Genomic DNA, 22,381 nt, shown 5'->3' on the forward strand with positions numbered 1-22,381 from the left:
GGATTACCATCGGGGGCGGTTCGCCTCGCCTACCCACTGGGGGTCCGCGTGGACAGCTCCGAGATGGCATTCCGCGTGCTCGGCCCACTGGAGGTCAGCGCGGGCGGACGGCCGGTCGCGCTCGGCGGCCGCAAACCGCGGTTGCTGCTGGCCACCTTGCTGCTGGAGCCGAACACCACGGTCGGTGTCGACACGCTGGTCGACGTCCTCTGGCCGGGGTCACCGCCACGCTCGGCCGTCGCGAACGTCCGCACGTACGCCCATTCCTTGCGCACGGCGATCGGCGCGCGCGTGTGCACCAAGCCCGGCGGCTACCAGGTCTCGGTCGGTCCCGGCGAGCTCGACATGACCACGTTCGAAGCCAAAGCACGGGACGGCGAACTGGCCGAGGCCAGCGCGTTGTGGCGGGGCCGCGCCTTGGCGGACCTGCCGCGCAGCCCGGTGTGGGAACCGATCCTGGCCAGGCTGGAGGAGCTGCGGCTGTCGGTGATCGAACGCAGCCCGGCTGTCCCGATCGCGGATCTGCGGGGCCTGCTCGCCGAACACCCGCTGCGCGAGGAACTCTGGCGGCACCTGCTGCACGCGTTGCACCGCGCCGGGCGGCCCGCCGAGGCCCTGCAGGCGTACCGGGAGGCCGAACGCGTGCTGGCCGAGGAACTCGGTACCCGGCCGGGGCCGGACCTGCGCAGGGCCTGCGCGCAGATCCAGACCGACGTCTTCCCGGTCTGCCAGCTGCCGCTTGCCATCCCCGACTTCACCGGTCACCGCGACATCGTGGACCGGGCACGCGCGGAACTGGACCGAAGGCCGGCGGCCGTCCTGCTGACCGGGCCACCGGGTTCCGGCAAGTCCACAATGGCCGTCCATATCGGACACGATGTCGCCCGCGCGTTCCCCGACGGCCAGCTGTACGTGCGCCTGCGCGACCGGGATCCAGCCGATGTCCTCGCATACCTGTTGAAAGCCCTTGGTGTCACGGACATCCCGGCGAATCTCGACGAACGCGCGGCGCGCTACCGGTCGGTGCTGGCGCGCCGCGAACTGCTGGTGGTGCTCGACGACGCGGCGGGCGCGGCGCAACTGCTGCCGCTGCTGCCGGGATCCGGCCGATCCGCCGTGCTGATCACCAGCCGGACCTGGCTGCCCGAGCTGCCGGGTGCCGTCACGATTCGGCTCGGCGCGCTCACCGACACCGACGCGCACGACCTGCTCGCCAGGGTCGCCGGTGCCGACCGGGTGGCCGCTGAACCGGATCAGGCGACAGAGATCCTGCGCGCCTGCGGCAATCTGCCGTTGGCCATCCGGGTCGCCGGAACGCGGATCGCGACCCGGCGCGCGGTCCCGTTGCGGGTCGCAGCGGGGCGGCTGGCCGACGAACACGGCAGGCTCGATGAGCTGACAACCGGAAGCCTTGCCGTCCGGGCCAGCGTCACCGACAGCTACCTCCGGCTGCCCGCCGCGGCGGCGCGGGCGTTCCGGTTCGCGGGGATGCTCGGCCCGGTGTCGTTCCCCGGCTGGGTGATCGCGGCACTCGTCGGCCGCCCGGACACCGAGGAGGTCGCCGACACACTCGTCAACGCCAATCTGATCGCCGCGTCGGCGGACGCCACCGGAACGGTCCGGTACCGGATGCCCGACTTGTTCCGGTGTTACGCAACAGAACGACTGTCCGGTGATCCACGACGTGAATTACAGACGGCCGCGCGGCGCGTGCTCGACGGGTACCTGGCGCGTGCGACACATGCGGCCGCACGCATGCCGGTCGCGTTCTTCGGCGTCCTCCCGCACCCCGTCGTTCCACCGCACGGGAACACCCTGCTCAGCGCCGCCGACCCGGCAGCGTGGTTCGACGCGGAGATGCCGTCGATCACAGCGGTCCTCGAGCTCGCCGAGCGGCTGGGGATCCAGCGGCACGCGTGGCGCATCCCCGCCATGACCGCGCCGTACTTCGATCTGCGCGGCAGGCACGGCGATTGGCAACGCTCGCACGAGATCGCGTTGCGCGGCGCCCGTGCCGCGGGCGACAGGCACGGCGAGGCGATCATCCGCCGCAACCAGGGCCAGGTCGCGCTCTACCAGGACGACTACCCGGAGGCCGAAGCCGCGACACGGCAGGCGCTGGGGTTGTTCACCGAGACCGGGGACGACACCGGGATCGGCATAGCCCACGCCGGAATCGGCACGACGTCGCGGATCCGCGGTGACTACCCGGGTGCGCTGCGCCACCACCGGCTGGCGCTGCGCATGTTCGTCCGCACGGGCAAACCGCACCTCCAGGCGGCCGCGAAGATCGCCGTCGGCACGGTTCTGCTTGCCCAGCAAAGGCTTCCAGAGGCTGAGAAATGGCTGACCGGGGCACGTGCGCAGTCGGCGCTGATCGGTGACCGGCACCGCGAGGCGCACGCCCTGCAGCGGCTGGCCGGGCTGCGCGAGCCCGCGCAGGCCCTGGATCACCTGGCCGAGGCGACCGAGATGTTCGAGCACCTCGGCGACGACCACTGCGTCGCGTACGCGCGGCGGCACGCTGGGGAGTTGTTCCTGCGTACCGGGGATCGCGCCCGGGCAAGGGATCTGCTGACGGAGTCGCTGGACGCCCTTCTGCGCAGCGGCGACAACCGTTCGGCCGCCGAAGTATCCCGGTTGCTCGACAAAGCGGCATCAGTCGTGACCAGCTCCAATGAGGACGGATCGGTGGTTGAGCCACCCGGGTGAGACCGCCTGGGAGATCAACAGTATCTTGTGGCGGCATGGCGGGCGTTGAGGAAATCAAAGCTGGGATCGCATTGGCCAACGAGAAGTCGCAGAGCGGGATCGCCGCGATCAACCAGGCTTCCATGCAACTGGACGAGGCGCGCAACGCACTGCTCAACGCGACGCAAGGCAGCAGCCAGCACGACGTGGCACAGGCGCAGAACCTGCTGACCGAGGCGCTGCAGACGCTCGAGGGCGCGCAGAACGCGATCCAGGCGAGCATCTCGTCGGCCGAGGGTTACGCGAGCAGGCTTTGACGATCTCGGAGTTGGCCGGTGCGCTGCGTGAAGTGAATCTCACGCTGGAACGAGCCCGCGCGACGACGAGGTCGGCGGTTCCGTTACTGGCCGAGTCCAGAGCCACCCTGGTGGCGGTACGCAGGGACCCGAACGGGTATGACCCTGTCGAGCTGGATCACGCGATGGCACAGTTGTCGACGGCCGGGGAACTCATCGCCGCGGCCCGTCAGTCGATCCTGGACTACCTGCTGAGGCTGTAATGTTGGGCAAAGGCGAACGCCGGCAGCGCGCACTGGACGCGCTCGACGAGTTGCGCAAGGCACTGCGGCTCGCCCTCGGCGCGGCCGCGGCCAGGCGCCAGAACGCTCAAACCACCAAGGACCAGCTCGAATTCGAGCAGTCGGTGATGCAGCTGGGCCTGTCGCGCGCGCGGCTCGACCCGCACATCACCGAGCTGCGCGGCCGGCCCGCGCTGGCCAGGACATGGGACAAGGTGATCGCCGAACGCGACGAGCTCTACCGGGGCTGGCACCCGGAAGGCCCGGGAAAGCTGCGCGCGCTGGTCGCGCAGGCGGCTGACGGCGCCGCTGGGCTCCCGTGGCCGGACTGGCTCGGCAAGGTCGGCACGGACGCCGGTGGCACCGCACCTGAGCTGTGGCGGGTCGGTACGGCCGTCGTGGAGGAGGCGCCGGTGCACGACGAGTTCCCGGTGGCGGTGCCTTTACTCGACCGTGCCCATTTGCGCGTGAATTCCGCCCAAGATGGCCGGTCCGTTGTGGACTCTTTGGTTGAGTCCTTGCTACTGCGGGTGATGAGCTACTTCCGGCCCGGTCTTGTCAAGGTCCATCTGTGGGACATCGGGCACCTGACCGGTTCGCTGCCCAACCTCCAGCCCTTGACAGCCGGTGGTTTACTCACCATCCACGACCCGACCAGGCTGGACGACCTGCTGGCCGACATGGCCGGGCACATCCGCCGCGTGCACGCCAAGGCGATGCGCGAGGGCGAAACGTCGTTGCGGTCGGTCTGCGTCGCCAAGGGCGAACGCGTCGAGCCGTGGCGCATCGTGGTGCTGTTCGGCAACGGCGAACGCCTGCCCGACGAGCAGCAACGCGAACTGCAACGCGTCGCGCGCACCGGGATCGACGCGGGCGTGAGCCTGATCTGCGTCGATGTGCCGCTGTCGGCGAACAGTCCACTTGAGACGATCGTGTTCACCGACCCGCAGAACGCGACGACGAGCATGACCGGGCCGGGAGTCCGGTTCCGGCCGGACGACGCGCCGGACGGCAGCCTGGCCAGCCGGGCGGCGGCGACGATCGCGCAGGACCTGATCGCGCGTCGTGGCAAGCCGCGGACGTTCGACGACCTGCTGCCCCCGCGACTGGGCACACACAGCTCACGCGACGAACTGCGCGCCCCCGTGGGATTCGCCGAGGGCGTCCCGGTCGAGGTCGTGCTCGGCGACGCCACACCGCACGCGCTGATCGCCGGGCCGAGCGGCTCGGGGAAGACGAACTTCCTGTACGCGATGCTCGGCGGGCTGGCGGCGAGGTACGCGCCGAGCGAGCTCGAACTGTACCTTTTGGACTTCAAGGAAGGCGTGTCGTTCGCCGGGCTGGCGCCGGGCCGCAAGGATCCGAGCTGGTTGCCGCAGGCGCGGCTGGTCGGCGTGAACGTCAACACCGACCGCGAGTTCGGTCTGGCGCTGCTGCGGTTCCTGACCGAGGAGCTGGCGCGCAGGGCGGACGCGGCCAAGCGGCAGGAGGTCACCAAGCTCGCGGAGCTGCGGGAGGCCGACCCGGAGGGGCACTGGCCGCGGATCGTCGCGGTGATCGACGAGTTCCAAGCGTTGTTCGGCGGCCGTGACCGGATCACCCAGCAGGCGACGGTGTTGCTGGAGGACGTGGCCCGCCGGGGCAGGTCGCAGGGCATCCACCTGGTGCTGGCCAGCCAGGACATCGCCGGGATCGAGGCGTTCTGGGGCAAACCGGCGGTGTTCGAGCAGTGCACGCTGAGGATCGCGATGCCGAAGGCGCGAAGGGTGCTGACGGAGACCAACAACGCGGCGTTCAGCCTGCCGCGGTGGCACGCGGTGATCAACCACGACTCGGGCGTGCATCACGGGAACCAGGTCGCGCACATACCGGACGCCTCGGCGAAGGGAACGTTCGACCGCCTGCAGACAAGGCTGTGGGAGACGTGGCAGTCGGCGGCTCCGAAGCTGTTCGACGGCGCACACCAGCCACTGCTGGCGGACGCGTCCGACTTCGACGAGCCCACAGGGCCACTGCTCGGCCAGGTGATCGACGTCGGCTGCCGGGCGGCGGTGATGGACATCGACGCGGTGCCCGGCCGCAACCTCGCGGTGATCGGCACAGCGACAGCGGACGCGCTGGCCATCATGGAGAGCATCACGTTCTCACTGGCCCGCAGACACCCCGCGGGGTCGGTCGACTTCAGCATCTGGTGCGCGGTACCCGCACTGCGGGAACGGGTCACCCGGCTGGCGAAGATCCTCACGGCGATCGGCCACTCGGTGGATCACAGGACAGACGAGGAGATCGCCGACCTCGTACCCGCGTCAGGTGAACGGCCGCGGTACATCCTGTTCTTCGCGGTGGACTCCGCACACCAGTGGCTGGAACGCAAGCAACCACCGGCGATGCGCAGCAAGCTCGACGACCTGCGCGCCCTGCTGAAGAACGGCCCGGCGAACCACGTGCACACCTTCGGCTGGTGGCGCGGGGTGGGAAGGATGAAGGAGACCCTGGGCTTCGGCGGAGTGGACGACATCGGGGCGTGGGTGGCCCTGGATGTGCAAGGGGCTGAGCTGAACGCGATCGCGGCCGGGCAGATCATCGACTGGTCACCGAGGCCGAAGCGGGCGATCTTCTTCGACAAGTCGATCCACAGCAGCCCGGACGTGATCATCCCCTTCGACACGGTGGGAACGGAATGACACAGGACCCCGTCGCGCGCTACAAGGAAATCCTGGACGTGACCCGCCAGGCAGCGCAGAAGCTGGCGGAACGGGAACGGCGCCGCCGGGTGGAGGTGGTCACCGAGATCACAGCGGCCGACCGGGAGATCAAGGCGGCGGCGGAAGAGGAAGAACAGGTGCGCAAGGAGATCACCGGCTGGTGGCGCCAGGTGGTCGCGCGAATGGACGGGATCTCCTGGATCAGCAGAGGCCCGCTGCCGGATCCCGACCCGGCCGGGCGACCGGACCGCCTGGACGACTACATAGCGGAGATCGAACCAGCCACCAACGCCTTCACCGCAGCCCTGCGAAAAGCAGTCTGGCCGAAGAAGCTCTGACCCCGGTACCCCTCGACTCAGCAGGGTTTCTTTGAACGAGGCCGTTTCTGGAACCGGCTCAGGCCCATCTTCCGGCGACAGTCAACCCGAGATGGCGCCGGGGCGCGGGTGTGAACCTGTCCGGTTGGTTTGAGCGGCATCCAACCCACAGCGGTGAGCCCGTAAGCGCAGAACCAACCCAAACAACCCGAGCGACAGCCAGCCCGAGCGGCGAACCGCAAGCGCAGAGGTCGGCTTCGGGGGGCTCCTGCCTTGAGGTCTGCAGCCCGGCGAGGGACCCGCTTGGTCCGTGCTCACATCCCAGCTGTGGCTACGGCTGGGATGTGTCCAGAACGGTGTGGTTGTTGCACGGAACAAGATGGGCCCTCGCCGGGAGCAGACCTCGGGGCAGGAGGCTGTGCCGGGTCCTCGCCCTCGCCAAGCCGAGACCTTGGTGTTTCAGGGCGTGGGCGCTCCTGCCCGAAGCCCTTCTGCGCTTGCGCGCACGCCGCCGCTGGTTGGTCCGCGCTTGCGCGCACGCCGCTCGGGCCACGCGCTCTCGCCGGGCCACCTGTCTTACTACGCAGCCGTGTCAGTCTGCTCTGTTCACCTGCGCAGTCGTAGTGTCACGATCTGGAACGGTCGCAAGGCCACCGCGATTCCCTCCGGCGTTATCTCGGCATCCGCGAGTGGTCGTTCCAGAAGATCCGTCACCGCAGCGGAGGACACCGGGAAGGAAGTACTGACAACAGCCGAAGCACGTCCTCCGAGGGCTTCATAGAGCCGAACGACCACATCGCCGGACCTGTCGGCCGCCAGTTTCACGGCCTCGACCACAACGGCATCACCGTCCACACTCACCAGTGGGGCAGGGGCTTCGCCGCCGGGCACCTGTCGAACGGGCAGGTTCAGCGCATACCCCTCAGCTACCGCGTCGGCGATAGAGGCATCCGGTAGCAGTGCGTACGTCAGCACGTGCTTGCCCTGATCAGCATGTGGATCCGGGCATCGGGGAGCACGGACCAGGCTCAGGCGGACGGTCGTTGTCGTCGTGCCAGTGGCTGAGGTTGTGCGGCTGATGTCGTGGCCGTAGGTCGAGTCGTTCAGCACTGCGACGCCGTAGCCTGGTTCGGCTACGTGGACCCAGCGGTGGGCGTAGATCTCGAAGCGGGCGGCGTCCCAGCTTGTGTTCGTGTGTGTCGGGCGGTGTACGTGGCCGAACTGGATCTCCGCTGTCGAGCGGTCGGCGTGTACGTCGATCGGGAACGCTGCCTTCAGGATCTTCTCCGACTCGTGCCAGTCGATCTCTGTTCGCACGTCCACGCGGCGGCTTCCTGCCCGCACACCGATCACTTGGGTGATCCGTGACGAACCGAATGACCGGACCACCTCGATCGCGCCTTCCACCCCCGATCGCAACACGGTGATCGAGTCCGCGTCCGTCAGGTCTGTGTGACGGCGTTTGTAGTGGGCGTCGATGTCCCAGGCGTCCCAGAAGTTCGGGAGGTCCGGGTGCAGTTGCAGGAGGTTTCCTGGTCCGGCGAGGACTTCGCGGCCGTTCGCCACGACCGACGTGAGCAGGCCGTTGTCGTCGAGCAGGACCCTGACCAGGCCGTTGTCCAGTGAGCGGGCTGTCACCTCGACCTGTGTGACGTCCACACCGGATACCTGTGCCGCTCCGGACGCGGGTACTGCGGTCACCACGTCGTCGACGACTTCGAGACGTTCCCGTGGGCTGGTGTTGAACACCAACGAGTTCTGGCCCTCGCCCGCGAGGGACGCCAGTGCCGAGTCGGTGATGGCGTTGAGTTCGGCGGCCACTGCCGCGTACGTCGCCTCGGCTTCCCTGTGCACCCAGGCGATCGAGCTGCCGGGCAGGATGTCGTGGAACTGGTGCAGCAGCACGACCTTCCACAACCTGTCGAAGGCTTCATGCGGATACTCGTAGTCACCGCCGACCGCTGCTGTCGCCGCCCACAGTTCCGCTTCGCGCAGCAGGTGCTCGCTGCGGCGGTTTCCCGCCTTGGTCCGCGCCTGCGATGTGTAGGTCGCCCTGTGCAGTTCCAGGTACATCTCGCCGGACCAGACCGGCGCGTCCGGGTATTCCGCGTGCGCCTTCTCGAAGAACTCGTTCGGCTTCTCGATCACGACCTTCGCCGTGCCTTCGAGGTCCTTCAGGCGACGGGCGCGCTCGAGCATCTCCCGCGTCGGGCCGCCACCGCCGTCGCCGTAGCCGAACGGCACCAGCGATGTCGTTCCTCGTCCCTTCTCCAGGTAGTTGGCCACGGCGTAGGCCATCTCCTTGCCGGAGAACTCCGAGTTGTACGTGTCGACCGGTGGCAGGTGGGTGAACACCCTCGTCCCGTCGATGCCTTCCCACCAGAAGGTGTGGTGCGGCATCTTGTTCGTCTGGTTCCACGACATCTTCTGCGTCAGGAACCAGCGTGCCCCGGCCAGCCGCGCCAGCTGCGGGAAAGCCGCCGTGTAGCCGAACGAGTCCGGCAGCCAGACCTCTTCGCACTCGTAGCCGAACTCGTCGAGGAAGAACCTCTTGCCGTGCACCAGCTGCCGGGCCAGCGCTTCGCCACCCGGCAGGTTGGCGTCCGACTCCACCCACATCCCGCCGACCGGCGCCCACTGGCCGGACTTCACGGCCGCGGCGATGCGTTCGAAGATGACCGGCTGGTGTTCCTTGATCCACGCGTACTGCTGGGCCTGCGAGCAGGCGAAGATGAACTCCGGGTATTCCTGCGCCAACGCCGTGACGGTCGCGAACGTACGAGCCGTCTTGCGGATCGTCTCGCGCTGCGGCCACAACCAGGCGCTGTCGATGTGGGCGTGTCCCACCGCGGACAGGGTGTGCGCGCTGGCGTGCGCGGGACGGGCGAGCACGTCGGTGAGCTCCGCGCGCGCCGCTTGCGCCGTGCCCGAAATGTCCGCGACGTCGATCGCGTCCAGAGCACGCTCCAGCGCGCGCAGGATGTCGTGCCGCCGGGGATCCGAAGTGGACAGTTCGTGCATCAGCTGGCTGAGCACTTCCATGTCCGTCCGCAAGTGCCAGACGTCCTCGTCGAGCAGCCGCACGTCGGCCGCGGTGAAGACGTACAGCGGGTCCTTGCCCGCGGTTTCCTTGTCCCCCATCGGGGTCGGCTGCATGCCACCGGCCAGCACGTCCGGGTTGGCCGCCGCTTCGATCAGCAGGCCGACTGCGTCCCCGGTGAGCGGGACGTGGTCGTTGCAGGGCGCGATGCCCTTGATCGGCCGGCCGTCCAGGTCGTGCGCCAGCGCCTCGGCCTGGAACCCCGCCTGGGCCCCGCTGAACCCGAGGTCGATCACGGCCTCGACGCGCTTGCCGCGCCATTCCGCCGGAATCCCGCCGCGCACCCGGAACCAGCTGGTCGACCACGGCGCGCCCCATCGCTGCCCCACGGCGAACGGCTCGAAGTCGGCGGCGAGCGCCTCAGCCGCGGGCACCGGCTCGTCCGGCACGTGCCAGACCTCGATCTCCAGCGGGACGGACCCGGCGTACTTGGCTGGCGCGATGCGCGTGGTGAGCATCCGAGCCAGCCGCTCCTCGACCAGCCGCCGATCGTCGTGCACAGGTGACCTCCCTGGTGTCCGGCTCTCCGGGCCGAACGTATACCAAGGTTTCACCGAAAGGCAGCCGATGATGTTGCCTACCGGCGGGACGCCGTCACTCGGCCCACGGCAGCGGATGCCGGTCGTCCGAGCCGGGCACCGTGGCGAAACCACCGGCCGACATGCTGACCAACGCCTCGGCCGGCCCTTCGACGACACGGACCTGGCGCACTTCCCCGGCGGGCACGATGGCGGCTTGTCCGGTGCGGACAAGTTTCGCGCCGTCATCCACGATGAACTCGATCACGCCGCTGAGCGCCACCCAGACCTGTTCGCGGTCGATCGCGTGCACCGGTCCCTGCGTCCCGGCGGCCATGCTGACCTTCCACACGCTCAGTTCCTTGCTGCCCAGTCCCGGCGTGGCGAGGCTGGACGTGGTTGCGTTCGGCGTCTGCGTGGTACGTGCGGACTCGACAACGATCAACTCGGCTCTCCCTATGTCAACCAACTTTACTCACTAATGAGTAAAGCTAATTGACTCGGATGTGTCAAGATGGGGGCGTGACTGAGGACCCATTGGCCCGGACCGAGCTCACGTTCCTGCTCGGCATGGGATTCCAGCTCGTCCTGCGGGAGTTCGTGACGCGCATGGACGCCGCCGGGTACCAGGACCTCAGGCCCATCCACGGCGCGGTGTTCCAGGCGTTGCGCAGGTCCGGGATGACCGGGACCGAACTGGCCGACCGGCTGGGCGTGACCAAGCAGGCCGCGAGTCAGATCGTCGACGAGTTGGAGGACAAGCAGTACGTCACGCGCACGCCGCATCCGGACGGCGGCAGGCGCAAGCTGATCGTGCTGACCGACAAGGCGGCCCGGCACCTGACCGTGGCCGGGCGGATCCTGCACGGTCTCGAGGCGGAACTGGCCGGGCACGTCGACTTCGCCGGGCTGCGCGGGGAACTGACCAAGCTGATCCGGACCATGTCAGGCCCGGACCTGCCCGCCCTGCGTCCGGTCTGGTGACCGGCCCAGAACGCCGACACCACCGCCGCCACGGGCCTCGACATCGGTGAACCCGTTGGCGCGCAGTGCTTGCGCGATCGCGGGCGTGACACGGCTGACCGCCGTGGGGCCACCGTCGTCGTAGAGCACGTACAGCACCCCGCCGGGGCGCAACGCGTGCCTGAGCACGGCCAGTTCCCTCGCCGGGTCCGGCGACACCCAGAAGACGTTCACGTTGACGCAGAAAGCCTTGTCGAAGCTGCCGTCCGGCACGACCAGTCCGTCCAGTGCGGACTGCCGGACCTCGAGCCTGCCGGCGTCCACATGTGACGCGTTGCGCTCGGTGGCGCGCCTGACCGCGACCGGCGACCGGTCGACCGCCAGCAGCCGACCGGTGTCCAGCCGTTCGCAGATCAGCGCCGCTGCCACACCGGGACCGCAGCCGATCTCCAGCACGGCGTCGGCTGGGCCGGGATCGACCACCTCCACGGCCCAGCGCACCCGGTCGGGCACCTTCACGACGGAAGGCTCACCACATCCGCGAGCACGACACCCGGTTCGGTCAGCCGCGCCTTGGCCGGGCTGTCGTAGACCACCAGCAGCTCGTTGTCCGGCAACAGCGCGATGCCCTCGGCGTGGTCGTCGCCCTCGCCGTACGGCAGGTCGAGCACCCGCTCCAGTTCGTCGCGGTGCACGACGTCAGCGGTCTTGAGGTCCGCGGCGTCGCGCCAGCGGTAGATCCGCACCGGTCCGTCCAGGTCCATCGACGGACCGGCGAGGATCAGCAGGTCGTCGCCGTGCACGCAGAGATCCCGCACGCCCAGGCCGTCGAGGTCGATGAAGTGCTTGACGTACCGCTCGCCGTCGATCTTCTCCAGCTCGAGTTCGGTGCCGTGGGCGCGCGGCGCGAGCTGGAGGATCACCGCCCAGCCACGCAGGACCGGGCCGCGCAGGCCGAGGAAGACGCGTTCGTGGCCCGGTTCACCGGCGGCCGCGATGCCTTCGATGTCCAGCCCGTTGTCCTTGCCGGGGATGGCCAGGAACGGCGCGAGGTGGTCGTCGTCATCGAGCAGGTCGAACAGGCCGGGGCGGCCGAGCGCGGCGCTGGTGTGGCCTTCGCTGGTCTCCGCGACCGGTTCGTCGTCCTCGATCGCCAGCCGGGCGAGCACCCGGCGGGACGGTTCGCTGCTGACGCTGGCCAACCGCTTGGCCGACTTGGCATCGGAGTGTTCGCGCTTGAGCTTCTTGCGCTTCGCGCTGTGCGAGCCGACCGCCCAGAGGTACGGGCCGACCCGGGTGAGGCCTTCGACGTCGACCTCTTCGTCCGCCTGTCCGGGCAGCTTGATCACGTCGGGTAACGGGAACGTCACGTGCTCGGCGTACTCGGTGGGGCGGCCGATCTCGTCGGCGGTCAGCCGTTCGATGGTCGCGGTCTCGTCGCCGGCGATCCACAGGTAACGCCCGTCACTGCGGACCGCGGACAGGTTGACGTGGGTCTGTGCCTCGACAGCACCTGTTTCGAACCGCAGCCGGACCTGGCGATTGACGGTCATGTGCCCCCTCTTCGTCGCTGGAAGGCCGTCAGGGCTGCGCGTCGATGACGAAGACCTGGTTGGGGCCGTCCTCGCGGTAACGACGCGCACGCGCTTCAGCCCGTTTTAGCACGCGCTTGCGCACCAGCGCCCGCGTCGGCGGGAACAAAAGGGCGATCGCCAGCACGTCGCTGACGAACCCGGGCAGCACCACCAGGATCCCGGCGGCGGCGATCAGCACGCCGTCGAGCATCTCGCCTTGGGGCTGCTGTCCGGATCGGACCTTGCTCTGGAACGCCGTCAGCGCCCGCGTTCCCTCGCGCCGCAGCAGCACGACGCCGAGCACGGTGGCCACGACCACCAGCAGGATCGTGGGCAGCACGCCGATCGCCGAGCCGATCAGCACCAGTACGGTGATCTCGACGGCCATGGCCAGCAACAACAGGATCAAAACGGGCATACCCGTTCAACGTCCGGGACGCCGAAAAGACTCCCGGGTGGCGTCATCGATCACCTCGAGCATGAACTCACCGATCTGCCTGGGGTTTCGCAGGTCGTCGACGTGTACGCCGAACGTGTCCGCCGCGTAGCCCACCGCGTCGTCCTTGGAGATGATCTCGCCGGTGGCGACGGTGTGGTGCAGCCTCGGCGGACCGGTGACCCGCGCGAGGGCCGTCTCGTACGGCGAGCGCAGCGGCTTGCGGGGCGGGTTGTCCGACACGCACTGCTCGGCGAAAGATCGCCAGTGCCCGTCGAGCTGGTCGAGGTTCCACTGCCGCAGCTTGTCCGGTTCCGGATCGACGCCCAGTTCGGATGGCTCGCTGCCGCGTACGGTGATTCCCTTTTCCAGCAACACTTTCCACATCACCGGGTTGACGTCGAAGCCGACGCCCGGTTTGAACGACCGGCCGCTGTGCGACGCGATCGGCCTGATCTCGGTGACGGGTTTGCCGATGTCCTGCGCCGCGACGAAGACGCCGTTCATGGTGCCGGGGATGTTGGTCTGCCGCTTGACCAACGCACGTCCGGCGGTCACCAGGTTGCCCACGATGTGCAGCGCGCGCAGCCGCGTGGCGGGTCCGGTCACGACGGCGACGAAGTCGATGTCGCTGGTGTCGGGGTGCCACGCGCCGAGCGCGGCCGACCCGACCAGGTAGAAGCCTGTGATCCGGCCGGGCAGCAGCCGGTCGGCCGCGGCGAGGTAACGGGTGACGATTCGGTCGATCTTGTCGATCTCGTCGCTCATCCGCCCGATCTTATCGCTGGGGTGCGGGCGCGGCCGGTGGCCGTGCCCCCGTGGATGTTGAGCGCGTCGGTCCGCCCTTTCGGGCATGCGCGCGGCGGCACCACACCGGCAGACTCTGGCTGGGACCGCTGGGAGGCAGGACACGTGCGCACGCATGAACAACGACCGGACCACGGCACAACCGTGTCCACTGGGGCTGGTCGGCCGCATCCGGCGCTGAACCTGCTCGGGCAGGCGGGCAACCGGGCGGTCGCCGGTGCCCTGAGCGGGGCGAGCGTGTCCCAGCCCATCCAGCGTGTGCTGGCCGCGCAGCGCGAGCCGAACGTCCTCGGGCCGGTCGCCGTCGACACGACCGCCACCGACCAGGAGGGCAACCAGATCCGGATCGACGGCGGTCACGAGCACCTCACCGCGCTCCCGGCCTCGGCCGGTCACGTCGTGTTCTCCGGCGGCCCCAAACCGGAGGCGCTGCCGGCGAATCCCATCGCCGCGTTCACCGCGCTGCGGTCGCGGTGCGTGGCGATCCGCGACGAGCAGCTGGCGACGGCCGAGTCCCTGCGCGGCGACATGAAGTACTGGTTCGCCAAGGTCTACCACTTCGTCACCAAGCACGAGCTCGATGCCATCGACTCCGGTGTGTACCGGTACCCGCTGATGAAGATGCAGGAGGTGATCGCCTTCCACGCCACCTACCACCAGAACCTGGAGGCGTGGCGCGCCGGGCGGCAGGACGAGGTGGAGGGCAACTGGCAGGCGGCGTTCAAGGCGGCCGAGTCCTACAACGACGGCAGCTGGATCCGCACGCAGGCACACGAGATCGGCAACGCGCTGCTCCCGTCGATGCAGGCGCACATCAGGTTCGACCTGCCGCGGGCGATCGCCGCGATGTACGAGCAGCACTACGCCGGGCTGCCGAACGTGACGCTCGCCGACTTCCACGAGGACTACGACCGGATGGGCCCGGTGTTCGACCAGGCCACCGCCGACCTGCGACCGGAGATCCAGCAGACCGCCACGCTGGGTTCGTACGACCCGATGAGCTGGGGCTGGCTGCAGGACGCGGGCATGCCCGCGCTGTTCGACATCCCGATGGAACGCGACCATTCGTGGGAGAAGGCGGCCACGATCGTCAGCGGTCACCAGCGAGGCGTGCACACCCAGGACGGCATGCAGAGCCGGCTCGAGGGGTACAGCGCCGCGGCGCACCCGTTCTCGGGCAGCGACGACTTCGACGTGGACGGTACGAAGGTGTCCGACTACAACTGGAACAACCAGCCCCGATGACACAGACCATCACCGCGGCGCTGGCCGCCGCGAAGGACAACGACCGCGCCGCCCTGATCCGGCTGGTGGACTGGGAGACCTCCGTGGCCGGGCGCTGGCTGCGTGCCGTCGCCGCGGTGGACCTGCGGGACAGAGCCCGGATCGCCGCGAGCGGGCTGGCCGAGGTGCGGGATCCCGCGTCGGAGTTCGCCGACCGGCTGCTGGGCCCGCTGGCGGCGGCGACGTCGGCCACGCGAGCCGACCGCGCCACGGCCGAGCAAGCGCTCGCCGACCTGGCAGTACCGGAGCCGCCGGACGGTCTTACGGCTGATCAGCGCGTGGCGGCGGCCGAGTACGCCGAATCGGTGCGCCGGATCACCGAGGTACACACGACCGACACCGGGGTGCCGCTGGCCGTCGGCCCGGACGGCAGGCTGGTGATCAGCCCCGGCTGGTTGTGAGTCACGCCGTGCGGCGGGCCAGGACACCTTGTTCGATGGCGTACCGCGTCAGTTCCGAGCGGCAGCGCTGGCCGGTCTTGTCCCTGATCCTGTCCAAGTAGGACCGCACGGTCCTGATGCTGATCGCCAGTTCGTCGGCGATGTCCTGGTCGCGTTCGCCGGACGCGACCAGCGACAGCACTTCGCGCTCCCGCGAGGACAGTTCGATCACGTGCCCGCCGCGGGTGGCGTCGAGCACGTACGAGGCCAGCGTCGGCGAGATGTAGCTGTCCCCCATCGCGATCAGCCGCAACGCCCGCAGCAGTTCGTCGCCGTCGGTGTCCTTGGACAGGAAGCCGCGCGCACCGGCCGCCATCGCGCTCAGCACGTCCTGTTGTCCGGCGTGGGCGCTGATCACGAGGACGGGGTGGCCCAGTGCGACGACGTCCATCACCGCCGCCGCGCCTTGGACGCCGGGCAGGTTCAGGTCGAGCGCGACGACCGAGTCGCGGTGGGTTCGCCGGACCACGAACTGGGCGACGGATTCGGCGACCGCGTCGAGCTCGAAGTCCGGCACCTGCGTGATCAGCTGCGCCACGGCTGAGCGGTAGAGCGGGTGGTCTTCGACGATCCCGACTTTGATCCCCATGGGATCACGTTACGAACCGCCCGGGGCCGCCGGTGACAGTCATTCACCCCTCATCCAGGTCACTTCGACCCAGAGTTGCGAGCCGCTCACCACGGTCGACGACGTGATCCCGGTGAACTCCGTCGCCGGCACGGCCTCGGGCGGCGAGTCGGACACCACGCTCACGGTCACCGACTTCCCCGTGCCCACGACGGTGACCCGAGCCATGCGGGTCGCTGTGGCGAGCATGGTCACGGCGGGTTCGGTCAACGCCCTGCGTGCCTCCGACGGCACCGTGGGCCGGTTCCCGCGTTCGGCGAACCGCACGGAGACCCCGTTGCGCTCCGCGAGTTCGATGTACCCGCGCAGTTCGTGCAGCAACGGGTCGGACGCGCCTTCCGCGAACAGCCGCCGCAACTTGGCCGCGTCCAGTGAGCAGCGGCGGCGGACCGCGGCGTCGCCCGGGTCGAGTTCGCCGGACGCCAGGCCCGCCAGCAGGGGCGCGGTCGTGTCGGCAACCACGGCGTAGCGTTCCTTGCGGTCGTTGTGGAGTTGGTCGGCCACGACTTCGGAGGTGCGCAGTTCTTCCTCCTCACGGGCGATGCGCGCGGCGGACACCGCGATTCCACGCAGGACGGTCGCGATCATCCCGACCGCCATCTGGTACGCCAGCACGACAACGGTCGCGTTCACCGCGCCCGCGACGGTCACGGCGCTGGTGCCGCCGGTCGCCACGTGGACGAACGTCAGCGCGTACTGGGTGACGATCACGCCGATGAACACCACCGCGCGTTCGTCCAGCAGCAACAGGGCCAGCGACCACGCGATGTCGCCCTCGGACCAGTGCGCGATGCCCAGTCGCCGTTCCGGCAGCACGGTCTGCGTCGCGAGGATCGACACGGCGAAGACCAGCACCACCAGTGGCCACCGCCCTGGGATCCGCGTGGACCCGCGCCAGGTCGAGAAACCCGCCCACAGTGAGATGGCCGTACCCACGCCCAGTGCGAGGTACTGCGGGACGACCGTGGTGTACGCGTCCGTGCTCGTCAGGAGTTTCGGCAGGTCCAGGCCGTAGAGGATGACGAGGTTCATCGCGACCAGCGCCCAGCGCAGGCCGCGCAGGAACCGTTTGGCGATGATGTCCGCGTCACCGCCGCCGGACTCCTTGACGACCACCGGGCTTTCCAGGCGCACGGTGGTGCCGTGGCCCGGTTCGCTGCGGACCTCGGCGGTGCCGCCGATCCGGGACATCCGCTCGACCAGCGAGCGCGCCACGCCGAACCGGTTGCCGGGCACGCTGGCGGCGTCGAAGCCGCAGCCCTGGTCGGCGACTTCGACGGTAACCGTGTCGCCGTCGCGCCGTACCCGCACCTCGGCGTCGTCGACCGCGGCGTGCCGGACCACGTTCGTCAGTGCTTCTCTTGTGCCACGGGACAACGCGATCCCGACGACCGCGGGCACGGTCACCGGGCTCGGGGCCTGCCAGCGGACGGTCAACGGTGTGCGGTCGCTGACTTCGCGCAGCATGGCCAGCAGGTCGACCTGGCCTGCGGGGATGTCCTCCCGGCCGCGGATGACTTCGAGGTCGCGCGCGGCCTGGTCGGACAGCCACGGTTCCGGCTTGGTCACCACGCCCGCGCCGACCATCAGCAGGGTCGCGGACGCGGTGTCGTGCAGGGCGGCGAGGTATTCGCGTTCGTCGTCGCGCCGGGCCGCCGCGACGGCCGCCTGCATGCGCAGTTGTTCGTTGCGGGCCACGAGCCGGTCGGCGATTCGTGCTCCGCGCCGGACGAACCGGTACAGCGCGAACGAAAGCGCGGCTTCCATGAGCATCCAGAGCTGGACGGGCACGGTCGCGGCCCAGTTGTCCGGCGCGGCGATCGCCCCGCCGGCCAGGTAGGCGGCCATGATCAGCACGGTGGCCACGGTGATGGCGACCGCGCCGATCTGCCACGGGTAGGCCACGACGGTGATCGCCGCGGTCACGAAGACCCAGCTCGCGGCGGCAGCTGTGTCGGGAGTGGCGGTCCAGAGCTGGGTCAGGCAGACCGCGCTCACGACCGTCACGTCCGCGATGGTGAGCACGACACCGCCGCCGCGCAGCCTCTGGTAGGCGTACCAGGCGTTCCAGGCGTTGAGTGCCAGTACGACGCCTGCCGCGAGCATGGGCCGCGGCGCCGGTTCGAGCAGCAGGGACACCAGGCTGGCCATGGCGACCACGACCAGCCTCAGGCCGAGGGCGTACCGCAGACCCGTGCTGAGCAGTTCCCGTTCCGCGGACCCCATCGTCTCCCCGCGTGCACCACTTGTCCGCACCCGCAGACGGTAGTCACATCTCCCGGTTCGCCGGGTGGGTATTTCTGCCGCCTATCAGGCGTGTTCAAGCGCCAAACGGGGTAGGCGGCGGTCCACTGGACGCGGGAGCCACCACGCCGACGGGCCGAACAGCCGCATCACCGCGGGCACGATCAGGCAGCGGATCACGACCGCGTCGAGCAGGACGGCGACCGCGAGGCCGAGGCCGAACTGCTGGAGCATCCGGTCCGGGCTGAACAGGAACGCGCCGAACACCACGATCATGATCGCCGCCGCGGCCGTGATCACGCTGCCTGTGCCCGCCATGCCTTCGCGGACGGCGTGGGCCGCGTCGCCGGTCCGGCGCCATTCCTCGTGCATGCGGGCGAGCAGGAACACCTCGTAGTCCATGGACAGGCCGAACACGATCGCGAAGATCAGCACGGGCACGAACGCCTCGATCGGTCCTGACTGGACGCCGAAGAGGCCTTCGCCGTAGACGAGCGTGACCACGCCCATCGACGCGCCGATGCTGAGCAGGTTGAGCACAGCGGCCTTGAGCGGGATCAGGATCGACCGGAACACGACCATCAGCAGCAGCGCCGACAGGCCGACCACGACGAGCACGAACAGCGGCAGCCGGTCGCTGACCGCCTCGGCGAAGTCGTCCGCGGCGGCTGTGGCACCGCCGACCAGGAATGTGCTGCCGGGCAGCGCGGGGAGGACGTCGTCACGCAGCCGTCCGACGAGGTCGTCGGTCTCCTTGTCCTGTGGCGCGCTCGTCGGGTACAGCATCACCACGGTCCCTTGTGGAGTCTGTTGCGGCGGAAGCACTTTCGCCACGCCAGGTGTTCCGGCCAGCACTTCGGGCAGCCGTGGTTGTTGCTTGCCCTGTGCCACGACGACCAGCGGGCCGTTGAACCCGGGACCGAATCCCTTGGCCAGCAGGTCGTACGCCTGGCGGCTGGTGGAACTCGGTGACTCGGTGCCGGCGTCGGCGAAGCCCAGCCGCATGCCCAAGGCGGGCAACGACAACGCGGCCAGCGCGGCGACCGCGAGGACCAGCGCGGGCCACGGGCGGCGCTGGATCCCAGCGGTCCACGCACGCCAGCGGTCACCCCGGTGCTTGTTCGCCCGGCGCAGCACGGCTTTCTCGATCCGCTTGCCCAGCAGGGAAAGCAGCGCGGGCAGCAGCGTCAGCGACGCCACCAGCGTGAACAGGACGGTCAACGTCACGGCCAGCGCGAGCCCCTGCAACGAGCCAAGCCCCAGCGCCAGCAACCCGAGCAGCGCGATGATCACGGTGCAGCCGGCGAACATCACCGACCGCCCGGCCGTGTCCAGTGCCCTGGTCGCGGCCGTGTCACGGTCGGCGCCCGCCAGCAGTTCGGTGCGGTACCTGGCGAAGATCAGCAGGGCGTAGTCGACGCCGACTCCGAGGCCGACGAGGATCATCACCGGTGGCGCGTAGTCCGGCAGGTCGACCAGGTGCGAGGCCAGCATGGTGATCCCGACCGTGGCACCGACCGCGAAGACCGCGGTGATCAGCGGGAGCCCGGCGGCCAGCAACGAGCCGAACATCAGCACCAGGATCACCAGCGCCGCCAGCATCCCGGCGCCTTCCGCTCCCCCGCCCGCGGATTCCTCGGCGCCGCGGACGAGTTCACCGCCGAGTTCGACCCGCAGATCGGTGGACTTGGCCGTGTCGATGATCCGGCGGATGTCCTCTTTGGGCACGCCGCCGGCGTCCAGTGTCACGGTCGCGAACGCGATGTCGCCGTTGGCCTGTGGCTGCTGGACGGCGGCCACGTGCGGCAGGCCGCGGAGTTTGTCCAGTACGGCAGGGAACTTCGCCAGGTCGCCTTCGGCGACGACCTGGAGTGCGTCGACCGGGTCGCGGCTCTGGAACATGTTCGCCACCTGCTGGGACTCGGTGCCCGGCATGGTGTGGTCGTTGTGGTAGCTGCTGCCGGCCGCCTGCGCGGCGAGCGTGATCCCGGCCAGCGCCACCACCCAGAGGATCACGGCGAGCCAGCGGCGCCGCCTCGACCAGGCGGCCAGCCGTTCGAACCGGCTCAGTTTCGATGTGTTCACGCCGCACAGCGTCGGCTACGCACCAGGTCGCGGTCGTCCGGCGGCAGCGGGCACTGCGCGTACGACCGGAGTTGTTCCCTACTGGCGATCCCTTACATCCCGGGTTGACATCCACCCAGGCGTGATCATGGCCGACTCGTAGGCCAGCACGACCAGTTGGGCGCGGTCGCGGACGTCCAGCTTGGTCATGATCCGGCTGACGTGCGTCTTGGCGGTCGCCGGGCTGAGCACGAGCTTCGCGGCGATCTCGTCGTTGGACAGGCCCGCCGCGACCAGGACCATGACCTCGCGTTCGCGGTCGGTCAGCGAGTTCAGCCGCGGGCTGGGCGCGGGCCGGTCGACCCGGCCGGCGAACTCGGCGATCAGCTTGCGGGTCACTGCCGGGGCCAGCAGCGCGTCTCCCCTGGCGACCACGCGGACGGCGTGGATCAGCTCCATCGGCTCGGTGTCCTTGACCAGGAACCCGCTGGCTCCGGCGCGCAGCGCGCCGTAGACGTACTCGTCGAGGTCGAACGTGGTCAGGATGATCACGCGGGCGCCGGCGATCCGGACGATCTCGCGGGCCGCGGCCAGGCCGTCGAGTTCGGGCATCCGGATGTCCATCAGCACGACGTCCGGCTTGACCGACCGGGTCAGCGCGACGGCCTCGGTGCCGTTGGCGGCCTCGGCGACGACGTCGACGTCGTCCTCGCCGTCCAAAATAGACTTGAAGCCGGCGCGGACCAGCCGCTGGTCGTCGGCGAGCAGGACCTTGATCACAGGTCGCCCCCGATCGGCAGGCGGGCCGACACCCGCGTCCCCGTGGCGCCGCCGCGCACGGTGAGCTCACCGCCGACGGACCGGGCCCGTTCGGTCATCCCCCGGATCCCGTTGCCCTCGTCGAACCCGCCACCGGGAGCTCCGTGGCCGTCGTCGTCGATCCGCACCCGCATGTCCTTGTCGTCGTACTGGATCCGCACGGTCACCGCCCGCGCCGACGCGTGCCTGGTCACGTTCGTCAGCGCTTCCTGGATTATCCGGTACGCCGCCAGGTCGACCTCGGCGGGCAACGCACGCGGCTCACCGTCGACGGTCACCGCGAGCCCGGTCGCCCTGGTCCGCTCGACCAGGTCGCTGAGCTGGCCGAGCCCCGGCGGCCTGGTCGGGGCCTGTTCGTCGACCTGGCGCAGCACGCCGAGCGTGGCCCTGAGTTCCCTGAGCGCGTCCTTGCTGGCCTGCTTGATCGCGGTGAGCGCGTCGGTTTCCTGGCCGGTGCGGTGCAGCGCGGCGCTGGCTTGCACGTTGATCAGTGAGATGTTGTGCGCGAGGACGTCGTGCAGTTCGCGTGCGATCCGCAGCCGTTCCTCCGAGGTGGCGCGTTTCTCGGCTTCCGCGACGAGCGCGCGCCTGCCGTGGCTGACCGCGCCGAGCGCGATCACCGCGACCAGCCAGCCGACCAGCATGAACATCGAGATGTTGTCGAGGTGCCTGACGGGGCTCGCGGCCTCGCCCAGCACGATTCCGGCCATCGCGAGCACCGCGATACCGATCGCCACGACGAGCCGGCCGGTCGCGGCGACGGAGTACAGCGCCACCACGAATGTCGCCAGCAATGGCCCGGCACTGCCCGCGAACGGGTAGTAGACGCCGCACCCCACCATCGTCCCGAAAGCGACCCATATCGGAAAACGCCGCCGGAAAGCAAGCAACGCGCACGTCACGACAATGAGGGCGAAGCCCGAGAACTCCAGCGGCGGTCCCTGCAGGACAGTCAGCACGTAGACGCCGGCCAGCACCGCGCCCGCCCAGAGTGCGTCCTTTGTCCACTTCACACCCCGAGTGTGCCACCACTCAGTATCGCCGCGCAGGGACCATACCTACCGCTAACGGGGCCCATACCTAGTGTTCGGCCGAACGCCCCCGAAGCATACGGATTCGTATCACAGTTCTCGCAACGGAGCGTGTGAATACACAGCACTGGCCGTGAACGCCGGAACCTGCCTAGCATCAGGCGGCAACAAACAACATGGGAT

At 69.3% G+C, this 22,381-nt stretch carries 19 protein-coding genes; 8 read left to right on the plus strand and 11 right to left on the minus strand.

The genetic code is table 11. From position 1 onward, the window contains the following. The first annotated feature begins 48 nt into the window (after positions 1 to 48). From AOZ06_RS33315 to AOZ06_RS33335, 5 genes are read left to right on the plus strand one after another with little or no spacing between them, the layout of a single operon-like run. Positions 49 to 2,712, plus strand: coding sequence for an AfsR/SARP family transcriptional regulator (locus AOZ06_RS33315; RefSeq protein ID WP_157233399.1), 2,664 nt, complete (start codon positions 49 to 51; stop codon positions 2,710 to 2,712). 35 nt (positions 2,713 to 2,747) lie between these two features. Further along, positions 2,748 to 3,008: a hypothetical protein gene (locus tag AOZ06_RS33320; protein ID WP_054293016.1), complete on the plus strand. Its 261-nt coding sequence runs from the start codon at positions 2,748 to 2,750 to the stop codon at positions 3,006 to 3,008. After that, the gene (locus AOZ06_RS33325; protein ID WP_054293017.1) at positions 3,005 to 3,250 is read left to right on the plus strand and encodes a hypothetical protein; all 246 of its coding nucleotides are present in this window, start codon (positions 3,005 to 3,007) and stop codon (positions 3,248 to 3,250) included. Before AOZ06_RS33320 ends, AOZ06_RS33325 begins: the two co-directional genes overlap by 4 nt. Next, on the plus strand, positions 3,250 to 5,952 hold the full coding sequence (locus AOZ06_RS33330) for an FtsK/SpoIIIE domain-containing protein (RefSeq protein WP_054293018.1): 2,703 nt from the start codon (positions 3,250 to 3,252) through the stop codon (positions 5,950 to 5,952). The genes AOZ06_RS33325 and AOZ06_RS33330 overlap by 1 nt, the downstream gene beginning before the upstream one ends. Beyond that, entirely contained in the window at positions 5,949 to 6,311 is a 363-nt protein-coding gene (locus AOZ06_RS33335) for a hypothetical protein (RefSeq protein WP_054293019.1), read from the plus strand. Before AOZ06_RS33330 ends, AOZ06_RS33335 begins: the two co-directional genes overlap by 4 nt. Positions 6,312 to 6,896: 585 nt before the next feature. Here the strand turns inward: AOZ06_RS33335 and AOZ06_RS33340 are convergent. Together AOZ06_RS33340 and AOZ06_RS33345 are read right to left on the minus strand one after the other, a co-directional pair. Then, entirely contained in the window at positions 6,897 to 9,890 is a 2,994-nt protein-coding gene (locus AOZ06_RS33340; RefSeq protein ID WP_054293020.1) for an alpha-mannosidase, read from the minus strand. A gap of 94 nt (positions 9,891 to 9,984) precedes the next feature. Further along, complete coding sequence (locus AOZ06_RS33345) at positions 9,985 to 10,353, minus strand: cupin domain-containing protein (protein WP_054293021.1); 369 nt, start codon at positions 10,351 to 10,353, stop codon at positions 9,985 to 9,987. Between the two features lie 77 nt (positions 10,354 to 10,430). Here AOZ06_RS33345 and AOZ06_RS33350 point away from each other — a divergent pair, with 77 nt between their 5' ends. Beyond that, positions 10,431 to 10,892, plus strand: a complete 462-nt coding sequence (locus AOZ06_RS33350; protein ID WP_218921819.1) for a MarR family winged helix-turn-helix transcriptional regulator — start codon at positions 10,431 to 10,433, stop codon at positions 10,890 to 10,892. Here AOZ06_RS33350 and AOZ06_RS33355 read toward each other — a convergent pair. Genes AOZ06_RS33355 through AOZ06_RS33370 form a run of 4 tightly spaced genes read right to left on the minus strand, consistent with a single transcriptional unit; the run spans position 10,854 to position 13,649 of the window. Further along, positions 10,854 to 11,390 (minus strand): class I SAM-dependent methyltransferase, encoded by a 537-nt coding sequence (locus tag AOZ06_RS33355; RefSeq protein ID WP_054293023.1) that lies wholly within the window; start codon positions 11,388 to 11,390, stop codon positions 10,854 to 10,856. The genes AOZ06_RS33350 and AOZ06_RS33355 overlap by 39 nt on opposite strands. Then, positions 11,387 to 12,424: a DUF3616 domain-containing protein gene (locus AOZ06_RS33360; RefSeq protein ID WP_054293024.1), complete on the minus strand. Its 1,038-nt coding sequence runs from the start codon at positions 12,422 to 12,424 to the stop codon at positions 11,387 to 11,389. The genes AOZ06_RS33355 and AOZ06_RS33360 overlap by 4 nt, the downstream gene beginning before the upstream one ends. A 28-nt stretch (positions 12,425 to 12,452) precedes the next feature. After that, a complete protein-coding gene (locus AOZ06_RS33365; RefSeq protein WP_054293025.1) occupies positions 12,453 to 12,863 on the minus strand; it encodes an FxsA family protein in 411 nt (136 codons plus the stop codon). Positions 12,864 to 12,869: 6 nt separating this feature from the next. Beyond that, entirely contained in the window at positions 12,870 to 13,649 is a 780-nt protein-coding gene (locus tag AOZ06_RS33370) for a nucleotidyltransferase domain-containing protein (RefSeq protein WP_054293026.1), read from the minus strand. A 144-nt stretch (positions 13,650 to 13,793) separates the two neighbouring features. On the opposite strand from AOZ06_RS33370, the gene AOZ06_RS33375 reads away from it, so the two are divergent. Together AOZ06_RS33375 and AOZ06_RS33380 are read left to right on the plus strand one after the other, a co-directional pair. Further along, a complete protein-coding gene (locus tag AOZ06_RS33375) occupies positions 13,794 to 14,933 on the plus strand; it encodes a DUF5995 family protein (RefSeq protein WP_054293027.1) in 1,140 nt (379 codons plus the stop codon). Continuing rightward, positions 14,930 to 15,373, plus strand: coding sequence for a hypothetical protein (locus AOZ06_RS33380; protein ID WP_054293028.1), 444 nt, complete (start codon positions 14,930 to 14,932; stop codon positions 15,371 to 15,373). Before AOZ06_RS33375 ends, AOZ06_RS33380 begins: the two co-directional genes overlap by 4 nt. A 1-nt stretch (position 15,374) precedes the next feature. Here the strand turns inward: AOZ06_RS33380 and AOZ06_RS33385 are convergent, their stop codons facing one another. From AOZ06_RS33385 to AOZ06_RS33405, 5 genes are all read right to left on the minus strand, one after another. Next, on the minus strand, positions 15,375 to 16,001 hold the full coding sequence (locus AOZ06_RS33385; protein ID WP_054293029.1) for a response regulator: 627 nt from the start codon (positions 15,999 to 16,001) through the stop codon (positions 15,375 to 15,377). A gap of 39 nt (positions 16,002 to 16,040) precedes the next feature. Next, positions 16,041 to 18,296 (minus strand): sensor histidine kinase, encoded by a 2,256-nt coding sequence (locus AOZ06_RS33390; RefSeq protein ID WP_157233400.1) that lies wholly within the window; start codon positions 18,294 to 18,296, stop codon positions 16,041 to 16,043. A gap of 54 nt (positions 18,297 to 18,350) precedes the next feature. Then, positions 18,351 to 20,369 carry an MMPL family transporter gene (locus tag AOZ06_RS33395; protein ID WP_236951825.1) on the minus strand — a complete coding sequence of 673 codons (2,019 nt, stop codon included), beginning with the start codon at positions 20,367 to 20,369 and terminating at the stop codon, positions 18,351 to 18,353. A 78-nt stretch (positions 20,370 to 20,447) separates the two neighbouring features. After that, positions 20,448 to 21,128: a response regulator gene (locus tag AOZ06_RS33400; RefSeq protein WP_054293032.1), complete on the minus strand. Its 681-nt coding sequence runs from the start codon at positions 21,126 to 21,128 to the stop codon at positions 20,448 to 20,450. Continuing rightward, positions 21,125 to 22,180, minus strand: a complete 1,056-nt coding sequence (locus AOZ06_RS33405; protein ID WP_054293033.1) for a sensor histidine kinase — start codon at positions 22,178 to 22,180, stop codon at positions 21,125 to 21,127. Before AOZ06_RS33405 ends, AOZ06_RS33400 begins: the two co-directional genes overlap by 4 nt. Positions 22,181 to 22,381 lie beyond the last annotated feature (201 nt).

This window comes from Kibdelosporangium phytohabitans (assembly GCF_001302585.1).
Classification (GTDB): domain Bacteria; phylum Actinomycetota; class Actinomycetes; order Mycobacteriales; family Pseudonocardiaceae; genus Kibdelosporangium; species Kibdelosporangium phytohabitans.

Bases quoted from the DNA above. Each gene is read 5' to 3' on its own strand.
- AOZ06_RS33370 (WP_054293026.1), bottom strand. From the start codon at position 13,649: ATGAGCGACGAGATCGACAAGATCGACCGAATCGTCACCCGTTACCTC.
- AOZ06_RS33385 (WP_054293029.1), bottom strand. From the start codon at position 16,001: ATGGGGATCAAAGTCGGGATCGTCGAAGACCACCCGCTCTACCGCTCA.
- AOZ06_RS33380 (WP_054293028.1), top strand. From the start codon at position 14,930: ATGACACAGACCATCACCGCGGCGCTGGCCGCCGCGAAGGACAACGAC.
- AOZ06_RS33360 (WP_054293024.1), bottom strand. From the start codon at position 12,424: ATGACCGTCAATCGCCAGGTCCGGCTGCGGTTCGAAACAGGTGCTGTC.
- AOZ06_RS33320 (WP_054293016.1), top strand. From the start codon at position 2,748: ATGGCGGGCGTTGAGGAAATCAAAGCTGGGATCGCATTGGCCAACGAG.
- AOZ06_RS33330 (WP_054293018.1), top strand. From the start codon at position 3,250: ATGTTGGGCAAAGGCGAACGCCGGCAGCGCGCACTGGACGCGCTCGAC.
- AOZ06_RS33335 (WP_054293019.1), top strand. From the start codon at position 5,949: ATGACACAGGACCCCGTCGCGCGCTACAAGGAAATCCTGGACGTGACC.
- AOZ06_RS33365 (WP_054293025.1), bottom strand. From the start codon at position 12,863: ATGCCCGTTTTGATCCTGTTGTTGCTGGCCATGGCCGTCGAGATCACC.